The sequence below is a fragment of the Photobacterium sp. MCCC 1A19761 genome (assembly GCF_037389125.1).
In the GTDB taxonomy this organism is placed as follows: domain Bacteria; phylum Pseudomonadota; class Gammaproteobacteria; order Enterobacterales; family Vibrionaceae; genus Photobacterium.
Genome location: NZ_JAZGTF010000009.1, coordinates 153,854 through 166,735, shown reverse-complemented (window position 1 = coordinate 166,735; position 12,882 = coordinate 153,854). Strand labels below are relative to the sequence as shown.

General features: G+C 57.0%; 13 protein-coding genes. 7 read left to right on the top strand and 6 right to left on the bottom strand.

The features are described from left to right. Positions 1 to 476: 476 nt before the first annotated feature. Complete coding sequence (locus VV869_RS11165) at positions 477 to 950, bottom strand: CpxP family protein (protein ID WP_337735011.1); 474 nt, start codon at positions 948 to 950, stop codon at positions 477 to 479. 204 nt (positions 951 to 1,154) lie between these two features. On the opposite strand from VV869_RS11165, the gene VV869_RS11160 reads away from it, so the two are divergent. From VV869_RS11160 to trmL, 3 genes are all read left to right on the top strand, one after another. After that, complete coding sequence (locus tag VV869_RS11160) at positions 1,155 to 1,850, top strand: response regulator (RefSeq protein WP_337735010.1); 696 nt, start codon at positions 1,155 to 1,157, stop codon at positions 1,848 to 1,850. Positions 1,851 to 1,903: 53 nt separating this feature from the next. Further along, positions 1,904 to 3,274, top strand: a complete 1,371-nt coding sequence (gene cpxA, locus VV869_RS11155; protein WP_337735084.1) for an envelope stress sensor histidine kinase CpxA — start codon at positions 1,904 to 1,906, stop codon at positions 3,272 to 3,274. 208 nt (positions 3,275 to 3,482) lie between these two features. After that, entirely contained in the window at positions 3,483 to 3,947 is a 465-nt protein-coding gene (gene trmL, locus VV869_RS11150; RefSeq protein ID WP_337735009.1) for a tRNA (uridine(34)/cytosine(34)/5-carboxymethylaminomethyluridine(34)-2'-O)-methyltransferase TrmL, read from the top strand. Positions 3,948 to 4,075: 128 nt separating this feature from the next. On the opposite strand, the gene cysE is transcribed toward trmL, so the two are convergent. From cysE to VV869_RS11130, 4 genes are all read right to left on the bottom strand, one after another. Further along, the gene (gene cysE / locus VV869_RS11145) at positions 4,076 to 4,897 is read right to left on the bottom strand and encodes a serine O-acetyltransferase (protein WP_337735008.1); all 822 of its coding nucleotides are present in this window, start codon (positions 4,895 to 4,897) and stop codon (positions 4,076 to 4,078) included. Between the two features lie 158 nt (positions 4,898 to 5,055). After that, positions 5,056 to 6,072 (bottom strand): NAD(P)H-dependent glycerol-3-phosphate dehydrogenase, encoded by a 1,017-nt coding sequence (gene gpsA / locus VV869_RS11140; RefSeq protein ID WP_337735007.1) that lies wholly within the window; start codon positions 6,070 to 6,072, stop codon positions 5,056 to 5,058. A gap of 17 nt (positions 6,073 to 6,089) precedes the next feature. After that, complete coding sequence (secB, locus tag VV869_RS11135; protein ID WP_337735006.1) at positions 6,090 to 6,560, bottom strand: protein-export chaperone SecB; 471 nt, start codon at positions 6,558 to 6,560, stop codon at positions 6,090 to 6,092. 123 nt (positions 6,561 to 6,683) lie between these two features. After that, positions 6,684 to 7,133: a rhodanese-like domain-containing protein gene (locus VV869_RS11130; RefSeq protein WP_337735005.1), complete on the bottom strand. Its 450-nt coding sequence runs from the start codon at positions 7,131 to 7,133 to the stop codon at positions 6,684 to 6,686. A 434-nt stretch (positions 7,134 to 7,567) separates the two neighbouring features. Between VV869_RS11130 and gpmM the strand changes: the two genes are divergently transcribed. From gpmM to VV869_RS11115, 3 genes are read left to right on the top strand one after another with little or no spacing between them, the layout of a single operon-like run. Then, positions 7,568 to 9,109 carry a 2,3-bisphosphoglycerate-independent phosphoglycerate mutase gene (gene gpmM, locus VV869_RS11125; RefSeq protein ID WP_337735004.1) on the top strand — a complete coding sequence of 514 codons (1,542 nt, stop codon included), beginning with the start codon at positions 7,568 to 7,570 and terminating at the stop codon, positions 9,107 to 9,109. A gap of 8 nt (positions 9,110 to 9,117) precedes the next feature. Next, a complete protein-coding gene (locus tag VV869_RS11120; protein WP_337735003.1) occupies positions 9,118 to 10,275 on the top strand; it encodes a peptidoglycan DD-metalloendopeptidase family protein in 1,158 nt (385 codons plus the stop codon). 21 nt (positions 10,276 to 10,296) lie between these two features. Then, positions 10,297 to 11,013 carry a divergent polysaccharide deacetylase family protein gene (locus VV869_RS11115; protein ID WP_337735002.1) on the top strand — a complete coding sequence of 239 codons (717 nt, stop codon included), beginning with the start codon at positions 10,297 to 10,299 and terminating at the stop codon, positions 11,011 to 11,013. Between the two features lie 10 nt (positions 11,014 to 11,023). On the opposite strand, the gene VV869_RS11110 is transcribed toward VV869_RS11115, so the two are convergent. Continuing rightward, positions 11,024 to 11,668: a TetR/AcrR family transcriptional regulator gene (locus VV869_RS11110; protein WP_337735001.1), complete on the bottom strand. Its 645-nt coding sequence runs from the start codon at positions 11,666 to 11,668 to the stop codon at positions 11,024 to 11,026. A gap of 113 nt (positions 11,669 to 11,781) precedes the next feature. On the opposite strand from VV869_RS11110, the gene rfaD reads away from it, so the two are divergent. Next, complete coding sequence (rfaD, locus tag VV869_RS11105; protein ID WP_337735000.1) at positions 11,782 to 12,726, top strand: ADP-glyceromanno-heptose 6-epimerase; 945 nt, start codon at positions 11,782 to 11,784, stop codon at positions 12,724 to 12,726. Positions 12,727 to 12,882 lie beyond the last annotated feature (156 nt).

The following is a 12,882-nucleotide window of genomic DNA, read 5'->3' as shown; positions in this document are numbered from 1 at the left end:
CCCCCGCTCGATCTCATCCGCCCGATACACGGCCGATGCCCGTGTAAACTGTAACTTTCCTACTAATGTAAGAGTATTACAATTTTGATAAAAACATTTGTTGATTCATGTCACGATCACCTCGGACTCCGGTACCGATATTTTCGGGCCTCGCCAAGATAAATCAAAACCAATGACATTCGGATGAACAACCAGGCCGCAAGCGCATGACCCGACATCATGCCCTAAGTATATATCCTGTCATCAGAGCCACCAGCTGTGCGTGAGGGGGAGTGACAACCGTGGGCGAGCATCTTTTTCTTCCATGATAATCACGCCAACTCCCGGGCACTCACTGGGTCATGTTGCGCAGTATAGCTTTTTTACGTTGAAAATTAATAACAAAAAAGAAAGGAATCTGATTTTCGCGAGGGAGGTTCGAGTTTGTAGGCAAGCGGGGCGACAACCGGCCGCAGCCAAGCTGCGGCCCGCGGAATCTACTGATCTTTTGCGTCACGCCAGCGCTGCTCACACTGCGCCTGACGCTCATTCATCAGCTGCTGAAACCGGGTTTTCTGTTCATCCGTCAGCATGCTGAACATCTCATGGCGGTTTTTCATCATCGCGACCCGGCGCTCGACCTGCTGATCAATCATACTCTGCGCCAGCGTGCGTGCCGCCGCTTCGTCAAAGGTATCAGCCATCATCAGGGCCTGCATTTGCTGATGGTGAGCCTGCATTTGCTCACGATTTCCGCCGGCCTTCATCGCTTCACGCTTGCTCTGACGCATGGCTTTCAACTGCTGTTGCTGCGCATCACTCAGATCCAGCTCTTGCATCAGGTGACGGCCATCCTCCATCCCACAGCCACCGCGGCCTTCCCCTTTGCCATGATGGCCGTAAGCCAGCACTGAGGCCGAACCGAGTGCCAAAGGCAGTGCAATCACCATTGCCAACATTTTCTTCGTCATTTTCATGTGTTCCTCTCCCATCTCGTGGTCATCGGGTCTGTCTTAAGCTTAACGAAACTCTGGTAAACTGCTGTCGGCAAAACGTAAAGCTGCGTAAAGCTCCGGCTGCCGACTTGGTTCAGACCACAAGTTTAGCGATACTGGGAGCATCCTGATTTTTCTCCCGCGACGGGGCGCGCGCCCTGGCACACGAAGGTAATCGCCATGACAAACATCCTGCTGGTAGATGATGATACCGAGCTGACGGCACTGCTGACCGACATTCTGGAGCTGGAAGGCTTCACGGTAATTGAAGCCAATAACGGCGAGCAGGGACTGGCGAAAGTGAATGCCGACATTGACCTGATCCTGCTCGATGTCATGATGCCGGTGATGAACGGCACCGAAATGCTGCGCCGGCTACGTGAACAACACCAGACCCCGGTGCTGATGCTGACCGCCAAAGGCGAAGAAATTGACCGGGTCCTGGGGCTGGAGCTGGGCGCGGACGATTACCTGCCCAAACCGTTCAGCGACCGCGAGTTGCTGGCCCGGATGCGGGCGATTTTGCGCCGCACCCGTCCGTCTTCGGAAGACCCGCGTGACCCGCCGGAATGCCTGCACTACCAGGATATCGACATCTACCCGGGACGCCAGGAAGTGCTGTGCGGAGGGCTGCCGCTGGTCATGACCGGGACCGAGCTTGCCCTGCTCAGCTATTTCATCAGCCATCCCGGGACCATCATCGCCAAAGAGGAGCTGAGCCTGGAAGTGCTGGGCAAGCGGTTGACGCCGTTTGACCGGGCCATCGATATGCATGTCTCGAATCTGCGCAAAAAACTGCCGCCGCGCGATGACGGCAAACCGCGGATCAAAACCCTGCGCGGCAAAGGCTACCTGCTGGTTGAGGCAACACCATGAGCCCGGCGTTGGCCCACTGGCGCGCTGCGGCAAGCCGCCACCGGGACGCCCTCATGAAATTCCCGCTATTCTCCAGCCTCTACGGCCGCATTTTTGCCATTTTCTGGCTGACCCTGCTGCTGGTGGTCTTCACTCTGGTCCTGCTGCCAATCCTGGATCCACGAACCCAGCACACCATTCCCGCGCCTGATTTGCACCGGTTTCAGGCTGCAGCGCAAAACATCGGCTCGCGGCTGACCGAAGATCGCGGCCCGGCAGCGCAACGGCTACAACAATTCACTCATGACAGCCGCCGCAAGGGATTTCAGCTCTACTTCACCTCGACCGAGGGGGAGATCATCGCCCCGGACGGCCGCAATAAAGCCTTACGCAACTTCATCACCATGGCGGACGACCCCGCCAAGCCGCGACAACGGCTCTACGGGCGCTGGATGATGGCCGGACCGTTTCAGGTCGATGCCCAGCCGACACCGGTACTGATGTATGTCGGCCGGATCTGGCACCGGCCACCGCCCTTTTTTATCCAAATCCTCGACAAGCCATTGCAGCTGCTGCTGGTTACTATGCTCGTCAGTACCCCGCTCCTGCTGTGGCTGGCCTGGGCCGTGACCATTCCGGCCCGGCGCCTGCAGCAAGCCGCCGAGCGGGTCGCGACCGGTCAGTTCGAGGCCGATCCGACGCTGGAGGCCGGTCCCCGCGAGTTTCGCCAGGCCGGGGCCAGTTTCAACCAGATGGTACGGGCGATCAACCAGACCATCAGCGGCCAGCAGCGCCTGCTGTCGGATATCTCCCATGAACTGCGCTCGCCGTTGACCCGGCTGCGGATGGCAACCGCACTGGCCAAGCGCAAGCAGGGCGAAAGCCCGGAGCTGGCCCGGATTGATACCGAAGCCGAGCGGCTGGAAAAAATGATCAGCGAGCTGCTGGAACTCTCGCGCATGCAGAGTAACGGCCAGCGGCAGCACGAGCACACCGATGCCAACAGCCTGTGGCTGGAGATGCTGGAAGATGCCCGCTTTGAAGCCGAACAGTGCCAGAAGCGACTCGATTACGGCGCGCTGGAAGCCTGGCCGCTCAGCGGTAACCCGGGACTGCTGATCAGTGCGCTGGAAAATGTAGTCCGCAATGCGATCAAATATGGCCGCGAGACCATTCAAATCCGCTTCCAGCCGGGTGACGACCACCTGGAAGTCTGGATTGATGACGATGGTGAAGGCGTGCCGGACAGCGAGCTCGGGGATATCTTCCGCCCCTTCTACCGCGTGTCGACCGCTCGGGATCGCAGCAGTGGCGGGACTGGGCTTGGTCTGGCCATTACCGACAGTGCCATCCGCCAGCACAACGGCACCGTCAGTGCCAGCCGCAGCCCGCTGGGCGGCTTGCAAATTCGCCTGACGTTACCGCTCGACAAGCCCCCGGCTTAAACGGCCACCCGGCTCAGGAGACACCACGCCCGAGCCGGGCCACCAAATTACTGACAGAGCAGATTACTGACAGAGCAGATTTCTGACAGAACAGTTTGTTGCCGGAGCTGGTTACCCGGAGCGAATTCCGGTGGCAGCACAATAGCATTTGCGCCCCGGCGCCGGACTTGCCACAATGACGCCACCTAATTTTTCGCCTGACCGATCTATGTTTGATATTGCGTTGTATGAGCCGGAAATCGCCCCCAATACCGGCAATATTATCCGCCTGTGTGCCAACTGCGGTGCCAACCTCCACCTGATTGAGCCGCTGGGCTTCGATCTGGAAGAGAAGAAACTACGCCGCGCCGGACTGGACTACCACGACCTGGCCCACGTCACCCGCCATGCCAATTTCGAGGCCTTTCTGGCCGCCGTCGGCGAGCGACGGTTGTTTGCCTGCACCACCAAGGCGACCCAGTTCCACACCCAGGCCGAATTCCGGGAAGGGGATATTCTGCTGTTCGGCCCGGAGACCCGCGGCCTGCCCGCCGAGATCATCGACAGCCTGCCCCCGGCCCAGCGATTGCGGATCCCGATGCACCCGGACAGCCGCAGCCTCAACCTGTCCAATGCCGCTGCCATTATCGGCTATGAAGCCTGGCGCCAACTGGGATTTGACGGCGCCTGCTGACACCTGCCGCGATAGCGCCCGATCAAAAAAGCGAGAGCCCGGCTCTCGCTTTTTTAATTCTCGCTTCTGGCGTGATTCCCCAGAGTGATGCTCCGTGTCCATCATGCTCCGGTATCCTTCGCGCGGCTTTAAATCCCGTCTCCGGCAATAAACGTCTGGGCCGAGCCGTTAAACTGCTGGTCCATATCCATTGATGGTTTGTCACTGCTCGGGCGTCCGACAATTTTCGCCGGCACCCCGGCCACCGTGGTATGCGGTGGTACCGGATTCAGCACCACAGAGCACGAGCCAATCTTGGCCCCTTCGCCGACCTCGATATTGCCGAGGATCTTGGCCCCGGCACCAATCATCACCCCTTCGCGGATCTTCGGATGACGATCGCCGCTCTCTTTCCCGGTCCCCCCGAGCGTCACATCCTGCAGGATCGACACATCATTCTCGATCACCGCCGTTTCCCCGATCACAATCCCGGTGGCATGGTCAAACATGATCCCCTGACCAATCCTTGCGGCCGGATGCACGTCCACCTGACAGGTAACCGAAATCTGATTTTGCAGATACACCGCCAGCGCGACCCGTTTCTGTTTCCACAACCAGTTGGCGACCCGATAGCCCTGTAGGGCATGATAACCTTTGAGGTACAACAGAGGGATCGAGTACATCTCCACCGCCGGGTCCCGCTCGACGACCGCCCGGATATCACACGCCGCCGACTCAGTGATCATGCAGTCCGCCGCAAAGGCTTCCTCAATCACTTCCCGCACGGCCATGGCCGGCATCGAAGGGGTAGCCAGTTTATTGGCCAGGATGTAACTCAACGCCGCCGCTAAATTATCATGCTTGATAATGGTGGCATGATAAAAGCTGGCCAGCATCGGCTCCTGATCCGACTGCTCTCGCGCTTCCCGCTTGATCGCCTGCCAGACCGCATGTTGTTGACATTCCCTCACATCATCCTCTGTATCGTCATCAGTTCCAAATATCCAGCTGATTTACTTCTCAGCTGGGTATAACTTTAACTCGCTCTGAAAAAAAAACAACGCGAGCCTTGCGGGCTCGCGTTGTTATATGCGTCAGCTTTATACGCACAAGCCGGAGCAGATGACGATCACTCGTCTTTCTTCTCACGCGCCAGCAAGGCTTTGGCGGCATCCCGGGCATCTTTGCCCTGATACAAGACCTGATAAATCTGCTCAGTGATCGGCATCTCCACCCCGTAGCGCTGGGCCAGAACCCAGACTTCCTTGGTGTTGCGATACCCTTCGACCACCTGGCCGATCTCAGCTTGGGCAGCGTCGACATCTTTGCCCTGGCCCAACGCCAGGCCAAAGCGCCGGTTGCGTGACTGGTTATCGGTACAGGTCAGCACCAGATCGCCCAAGCCGGCCATCCCCATAAAGGTTTCCGGTTGCGCGCCCAAGGCGGCCCCCAGACGACACATTTCCGCCAAACCGCGGGTGATCAGGGCCGTCCGGGCATTGGCACCAAAACCAATACCGTCCGACATCCCGGCACCAATCGCGATTACGTTTTTCACCGCGCCGCCCAGCTGCATCCCGATAAAATCGGTATTGCTGTACACCCGGAACGTTTTGCTGCAGTGAATTTTCTCCTGCAGATCACGCACAAAAGTCTCATCCGGCGACGACACCGCAATCGCGGTCGGCAAGCCAGCGGCCAGCTCTTTGGCAAACGTTGGCCCGGACAGCACCGCCAGCGGAATGTTCTCTCCCAGCACTTCCGTCGCCACATCTTTGAGCAAACGGCCGGTTTCCGGCTCCAGCCCTTTGGTGGCCCAGCAGATCCGCGAATCTTCCCGCAGGAAAGGTTTCACGTTCGCCAGCACGTCACCAAACACATGGCTCGGCACAACCACCAGCAGATCCCGGCTGGCTTTGACGGCCGCTTCCAGATCCGCCGAGATGATCAGCGAGTCGGGAAACGCCACCCCCGGCAGGAAGGCTTCATTGGCACGGTCCATTTCCAGCTGCGCCATATGCGCCGGCTCATGGCCCCACAAGATGACATTGGCCCCGTTACGGGCCAGCGAAATCGCCAATGAGGTCCCGTATGAGCCTGCGCCCAGGACGGTCATGGTGATGGCTTGATTGGCATTCTGATTCATATCGGCCACGCAGCGAATTAAGCTTCGCTGTTCTCAGCGTTTTCCTGCGCCTGGCTTTGCAGGTAGTTCATAAACAGCGCATCGAAGTTCACCGGTGCCAGGTTCAGTTGCGGGAACGTGCCTTTCACAACCAGGCTGGAGATCGTTTCACGCGCGTACGGGAACAGGATGTTCGGGCAGAAGGCACCCAGGCAGTGAGCCAGTTGCGGCGCTTCCATGCCAGCGACAGAGAAAATACCACCTTGCTGAACTTCACACAGGAACGCTGTGTCTTCGGCATTTTTCACGGTGACCGTCAGGCGCAGAACGACTTCGAACACACCTTCAGCCAGCTCGCGGCTTTGGGTATCCAGGTCCAGTTTCACATCAGGATTCCACTCTTTCTGGAACATTTCTGGTGAATTCGGCGCTTCAAAAGAGACGTCTTTCAGGAAGATACGCTGGATCTGGAAGTTCTGTTGCGCTTCGTTGTTTGCTGCTTCAGCCATTTTCGTGTCCTTTTTCTCTCACTCTCAACTACATGAGATTTTCAAATTCGCAGCCGCACCGATGGATCGTCACGAACTGCACAAAGGGTCAAGCGGGATGGACGCGCCACCCCGCCCGAATACTTATCGCTTGCCTTTACCTGATTTGCTGCGGATCAGCGGCAGGTTGGCTTCATTCCAGGAGATCAGGCCGTCTTTCAGCAGGCTGACCTTTTCAAACCCGGCGTTATGTAACAGGTTCGCGCTTTCGTGCGCCGTCTGGCCTGTTTTGCATACCACAATGATTGGGTCGGATTTGTGCTTTTCAAGCTCAGCAAAGTTTTGCTCTTTGATCTGGCTCGGCAAAATGTGAAGTGCGCCCGAAATATGGCCCTGACGATATTCATCGCGGCTGCGGATATCGATAAAGACACCGTTCTCACGATTGGCCAGTGCTGTCGCCTGGTTCGGGGTCACCACCGTGTAGCCGGCTGTCTTCTGTTTGACGTACGACGCGATGATCGCCACCACCAAACCAACCCAAATCAGAGATAAAATGGGATTACTTGTAACAAAATCGATATATTGCTGCATGATTTTCGCTCTATTTCTCTCAATATCAGACACCTGAGGCCAGGGCCAGACTCCAGCTTAAAAGGACCCTGAGTATACCCGTGGCAACCTTATTGTACAGTAAGCAACAGTAATTCCGCGCCATCGCTCACTGGATCCCCTTCGCAGTATACGCGCTCATCGTCTCCTGTTCGGCACGACCTTTCAATGAAATTGAAAAAAACTCTCATTTAGGGCTTACACTTCAAGGCAGAAATGAATATATTTTTACGTAAGAAGATAACAATCTATTTACAGCGTTGTTTGATCCTGACCTACATTTTTGGCCATTATCTGTAGTAAAATTACGTATCAGCCGGATCAATCACCTTAGCTGTCTGCCCGCTCAGCCCAGACGGTTAAGGTAATTGGTCTAATTGAATACTCAGATTTCTAACTTTACGAGAGGACAAGATATGTCTGCTAAGAAGCCACTGGCTTTAGTGATCCTGGATGGTTGGGGCTACCGCGAAGACAACACCAGCAACGCCATTGCCAATGCCAGCACCCCGGTTCTGGACGGACTAATCGCCAACGAGCCGAACACGCTGATCTCTGCATCGGGGATGGATGTCGGCCTGCCTGACGGCCAGATGGGGAACTCTGAAGTTGGCCACACCAATATTGGTGCCGGTCGCGTGGTTTATCAGGACCTGACCCGGATTACGAAATCCATTGCCGATGGCGATTTCTTCCAAAATGATGCCCTGGTTGGCGCGATGGATAAAGCGATCAACGCAGGCAAAGCGATCCACATCATGGGCCTGATGTCCCCGGGTGGCGTACACAGCCACGAAGATCACATCGCCGCAGCGGTTGAAATGGCAGCCCAGCGTGGCGCCGAGAAAATCTACCTGCACTGCTTCCTGGATGGCCGTGATACGCCACCACGCAGCGCCCTGGCATCACTGGAGCGTTTCGACGCCCTGTTTGCCAAGCTCGGCAAAGGCCGCACGGCATCTCTGGTTGGCCGCTACTACGCCATGGACCGGGACAACAACTGGGATCGCGTTGCGCAAGCCTACGACCTGCTGACCGCTGCCAAGGCAAACTTCACCGCCGATAGTGCCGTCGCGGGCCTGGAAGCCGCTTATGCCCGTGACGAAAACGACGAGTTCGTCAAAGCCACCGTGATCCGTGCTGCAGGTCAGGAAGATGCTGCCATGGTCGATGGCGATGTCGTGATCTTCATGAACTACCGTGCCGACCGTGCCCGTCAGATCACCCGTACTTTTGAAACCGACTTTGCCGGCTTCGAACGTGCTCAGTTCCCGCAACTGGCTGATTTCGTGATGCTGACCCAATACGCGGCTGACATTAACCTGTCGATCGCCTTCCCGCCGGAAAGCCTGGAAAATACGCTGGGTGAGTGGCTGTCAAAACAAGGCAAGAAGCAGCTGCGGATCTCTGAAACCGAGAAATACGCCCACGTGACTTTCTTCTTCAACGGCGGGGTCGAAAACGAGTTTGACGGCGAATCACGCCAGCTGGTTGCCTCACCGAAAGTCGCGACTTACGATCTGCAGCCGGAAATGAGCGCGCCGGAGCTGACCGACAAACTGGTCGCCGCAATCAAGGGCGGCGAGTTCGACACCATTATCTGTAACTACCCGAACGGCGACATGGTCGGCCACACCGGTGTTTACGATGCTGCGGTAAAAGCCTGTGAAGCCGTTGACAGCTGCATCGGCCGTATTGTTGAAGCGATCCGTGAAGTCGACGGCCAGTTGCTGATCACCGCGGACCACGGCAATGCCGAAATGATGGTGAACCCGGAAACCGGCGGCATTCACACCGCGCACACCAACCTGCCGGTACCGCTGATCTACGTCGGCAGCAAGGCCCTGAGCCTGAAAGAAGGCGGCAAGCTGTCTGATCTGGCGCCGACCATGCTGGCGCTGTCCGATATGGAAATCCCGTCAGAGATGTCTGGTCAGGTGCTGTTTGATCTGAAATAATCCCTCCTATGCGGGATCAGATCAAACGCCTCAACCAACTGCTCCGCGCCAGTGCTTTTAGCACTGGCGCTTTGCTATGCCTGGCGTTTACCCCGCCAGCCCTTTCGGCCAGCCAGCAACAGCTCGACGGCGTGAAACAAGAAATCTCCCGTCAGCAAAGTCAGCTGGGAAGCAAGCAGAAAGAAATCAATACGCTGCAACAATCGCTCAAACAACAAGAGCTGGCCATTGCCGCAACCGCCCGGAAAATTCATCAGGCTGAGACCAAGGTCAGCGCCCTGAAGCGCTCGATCCAGACGCTGCAACAAGAGCAACAGGCCCTGTTCCAGCAACAGCTGGGCCAGCAAGAGATGCTCAAAGAGCTCATCAATGCCCACTACCGGCAGGGAAAACACAGTCAGCTGGCAACCTTACTCAGCGGTATCGATCAGGATCGCCTGGATCGTATGACGGTGTATGCCGAGCGACTGAGCCAGGCCCGGGCCCGGGTACTGGATGAGCTGGCGGCGACCAAAACCGAGCTGCAGCTCAAAACCCATCAGTTGTCTCAGCAACGCCAGCAACAGCAGGATTTACTGACTCAGCTTACCGACGAAAAACGTCAGTTGGAGCGGGAACAACAGCAGCGGCAAAAAACCGTCCGCACCATTAAAGGCCAGCTCAAGTCAGATACCCAGTACCTGTCCGAGCTCAAGCAGAATGAAAAACGCCTGGTCGACGAGATCGCCAAAGCCAAAGCGGCCGCCGAGGCCGCACGCCGGGTGGCGATGAACGGCCTGGCCGGACAACAGGGGAAACTGCCCTGGCCGGTCAAAGGCACGGTCCGCCATCGCTTCGGCAGCCCGCAGCAAGGAGAACTGCGCTGGAAAGGGCTGGTGATCGACAAACCCAAAGGCAGCCAGGTCAATGCCATTTATGGTGGCAAAGTTGTCTTTGCTGACTGGCTGCGCGGCTACGGCCTGATGGTCGCCGTGGATCACGGCAAAGGGTATATGAGCTTTTACGGCTATAACCAGACCTTATTGAAAAAAGTCGGGGATACGGTACAGCCGAACGAAGCCATTGCGTTGGTGGGAGACAGCGGGGGCCAGGAAACCGCGGCGCTCTATTTTGAGATCCGCCGCAAAGGCACCGCCCTCGATCCGCAAGGCTGGCTGACGAGGTAGACGGCAAGGGAGCAGAACGAAGTGCAACGGATTGCAATATGGGTTTCTCTGCTCTGCGGACTCTGGCTACCGGGCCCGCTGGCTGCCGCACGACTGGCCATTGTCATCGATGATCTGGGCTACCAGGCAATGCCCGCTGAACTGGCCCGCCTGCCGGCCGAAGTCAGCATCTCTATTTTGCCCGATACCCCTTACGATCTGAACACGGCCTACCTGGCCCGCGGGCAACACCGGGACATTCTGCTGCACATGCCGATGGAGCCTGAACACTCCGCACCGCTTGAGCAAACCACCCTGACCCTGGCGATGTCACGGCAGCACTTACAACGCACGCTGCGCCACGCCCTGAGCCGGGTGCCTTATGCCATGGCGGTCAATAACCATATGGGCAGTGCCTTAACCCAGGATATCCGGGCCATGGACTGGGTGATGGAAGTGCTGCGCGAGCAGGGGCTGTATTTTCTCGACAGCCGAACGACAGCCAAATCAGTCGCCCTCAAACGGGCCAACCGCCAGGGCGTCGTGGCCCTGCGCCGCCATGTCTTTCTCGACCACCTCAGAACCCCGGCGTTCGTCAGTCATCAGCTCCAACAGGCCATTAAGCAGGCTCAGCGGGACGGCTATGCCATTGCGATCGGCCACCCCTACCCCGAGACCTTGAGCACCCTGGCTGAGCAACTCCCGACCCTGGCCGGCCACAATGTCCGGCTGGTCCGCTTATCCGAACTCTATCCCTAGCGCCAGGACGTCACACGTCCCGGGTCACCTGCTCACAGTAGTGTGATTCCAGCATCAGGACCTGCGCTTTGCCTTTGGCGGTGGTGAGCGGACGAACAATACTCAGCATTTGCAGCACGCCCTGGTAAATCACCGCCTTGGTAATTTGGGCCCCGACGGCCTGAGTTGTCTGGTAGCAAATCCAGCTGGAGGCCACCAGTTTCAGGGTATTGGCCAGGCTGAGCAGCTCCGCATCATCCAGATCCAGCAGCCCGCTGGCCCGGAAGCTCTTCATCATCGCCATGATGTTGCCGTGTAGGGATTCCTGGGCCGCCAGATATTTCTGCTGCAGCGCCGGATCCCGGCGCAAAATATCCGGCAAATTGGCATAGAAAAACCGGTAACGCCACATCAGCATGAACACCGCATCCAGGTAACCCAATAGATTATCGGCGGTTACGGCCGCCGCTTCCTGAGGCTGGAAACGAATCCGTAAATCCTGAGCGTATTCATCAAAAATACTGTGTATAATCTCTTCTTTATTACGAAAATGATAATACAGATTGCCGGGGCTGATCCCCAGATGAGCGGCAATATGGTTCGTGGTTACATTAGGCTCACCGCTGTCGTTAAACAGTGTCAGTGCGGCCTGAATAATTCTGTCGCGGGTCTTCATTTGCTTCTCACTATCGTCACCCGAGGGCAATAGTGTAATGTTATCACAAAGAATATTCATCGCGGTGGCAGTGATGCGGCCGTGGTCCCAATGCATCAAATACGGGAAGACGCATGATTATTGTAACTGGTGGCGCCGGCATGATCGGCAGCAACATTGTCAAAGCGCTCAATGAGCAGGGTCGTAACGACATCCTGGTGGTCGACAACCTCAAAGATGGCACCAAGTTCGCCAATCTGGTTGATCTGGATATCGCCGACTACATGGACAAAGAAGACTTCATCACCCAGATCATGGCCGGTGATGAATTCGGCACCATCGATGCGATTTTTCATGAAGGCGCCTGCTCTGCCACCACCGAGTGGGACGGCAAGTACATGATGCTGAACAACTACGAGTATTCGAAAGAGTTGCTGCACTACTGCCTGGAGCGCCAGATCCCGTTCCTGTACGCGTCTTCAGCGGCCACTTACGGCGGCCGTGACCACGATTTTATCGAAGAGAAACCGTATGAGGGCGCGCTGAACGTCTACGGCTACTCCAAGCAGCAGTTCGACAACTATGTCCGCCGCCTGTGGCAGGATGCCGAAGCCCACGGCGAAACCCTGTCGCAAATTACCGGCTTCCGCTACTTCAATGTCTACGGACCGCGTGAGCAGCACAAAGGCAGCATGGCCTCAGTCGCGTTCCACCTGCACACCCAAATCAGCAAGGGCGAGCAGCCGAAACTGTTCGAAGGCTCGGAAAACCTCAAGCGTGATTTCGTCTACGTCGGTGATGTCTGCAAAATGAACCTGTGGTTCTGGGAGCAAGGTGTTTCCGGGATCTTCAACTGCGGCACCGGCACCGCAGAGTCCTTCACCGAAGTCGCCAAAGCCGTCGTGAAACACCACGGCAAAGGGAACGTCGAAGAAATTCCATTCCCGGAGCACCTGAAGGGCCGTTACCAGAAGTTTACCCAAGCCGATCTGACCAAGGTCCGTGCCGCTGGCTACCCGCACGAGTTCAAGTCGGTCGCCGAGGGCGTTGCTGAGTATTTGACGATTTTGGATCAGTAAGACGCGCGCAGGCAGCAGGAAATAGAGTTGGCAAGCGGGCCTCCCGCTTGCTTAACTGAGGTACTTCGGAACCCGTCATGCCATCGTTTTCAACCGCTGCCTGTCACGCCGCTCATTCGAACTCAGTAAAAAATGCACGCAACTTTGTGGTATGCT

What these genes read in the sequence shown, in the direction of transcription:
- secB (WP_337735006.1), bottom strand. Translation starts at nt 6,560, where the DNA reads ATGGCTGAAGCAGCAAACAACGAAGCGCAACAGAACTTCCAGATCCAG.
- VV869_RS11130 (WP_337735005.1), bottom strand. Translation starts at nt 7,133, where the DNA reads ATGCAGCAATATATCGATTTTGTTACAAGTAATCCCATTTTATCTCTG.
- VV869_RS11110 (WP_337735001.1), bottom strand. Translation starts at nt 11,668, where the DNA reads ATGAAGACCCGCGACAGAATTATTCAGGCCGCACTGACACTGTTTAAC.
- VV869_RS11165 (WP_337735011.1), bottom strand. Translation starts at nt 950, where the DNA reads ATGACGAAGAAAATGTTGGCAATGGTGATTGCACTGCCTTTGGCACTC.
- trmL (WP_337735009.1), top strand. Translation starts at nt 3,483, where the DNA reads ATGTTTGATATTGCGTTGTATGAGCCGGAAATCGCCCCCAATACCGGC.
- VV869_RS11120 (WP_337735003.1), top strand. Translation starts at nt 9,118, where the DNA reads ATGCGGGATCAGATCAAACGCCTCAACCAACTGCTCCGCGCCAGTGCT.
- gpsA (WP_337735007.1), bottom strand. Translation starts at nt 6,072, where the DNA reads ATGAATCAGAATGCCAATCAAGCCATCACCATGACCGTCCTGGGCGCA.
- gpmM (WP_337735004.1), top strand. Translation starts at nt 7,568, where the DNA reads ATGTCTGCTAAGAAGCCACTGGCTTTAGTGATCCTGGATGGTTGGGGC.
- rfaD (WP_337735000.1), top strand. Translation starts at nt 11,782, where the DNA reads ATGATTATTGTAACTGGTGGCGCCGGCATGATCGGCAGCAACATTGTC.
- VV869_RS11160 (WP_337735010.1), top strand. Translation starts at nt 1,155, where the DNA reads ATGACAAACATCCTGCTGGTAGATGATGATACCGAGCTGACGGCACTG.
- cpxA (WP_337735084.1), top strand. Translation starts at nt 1,904, where the DNA reads ATGAAATTCCCGCTATTCTCCAGCCTCTACGGCCGCATTTTTGCCATT.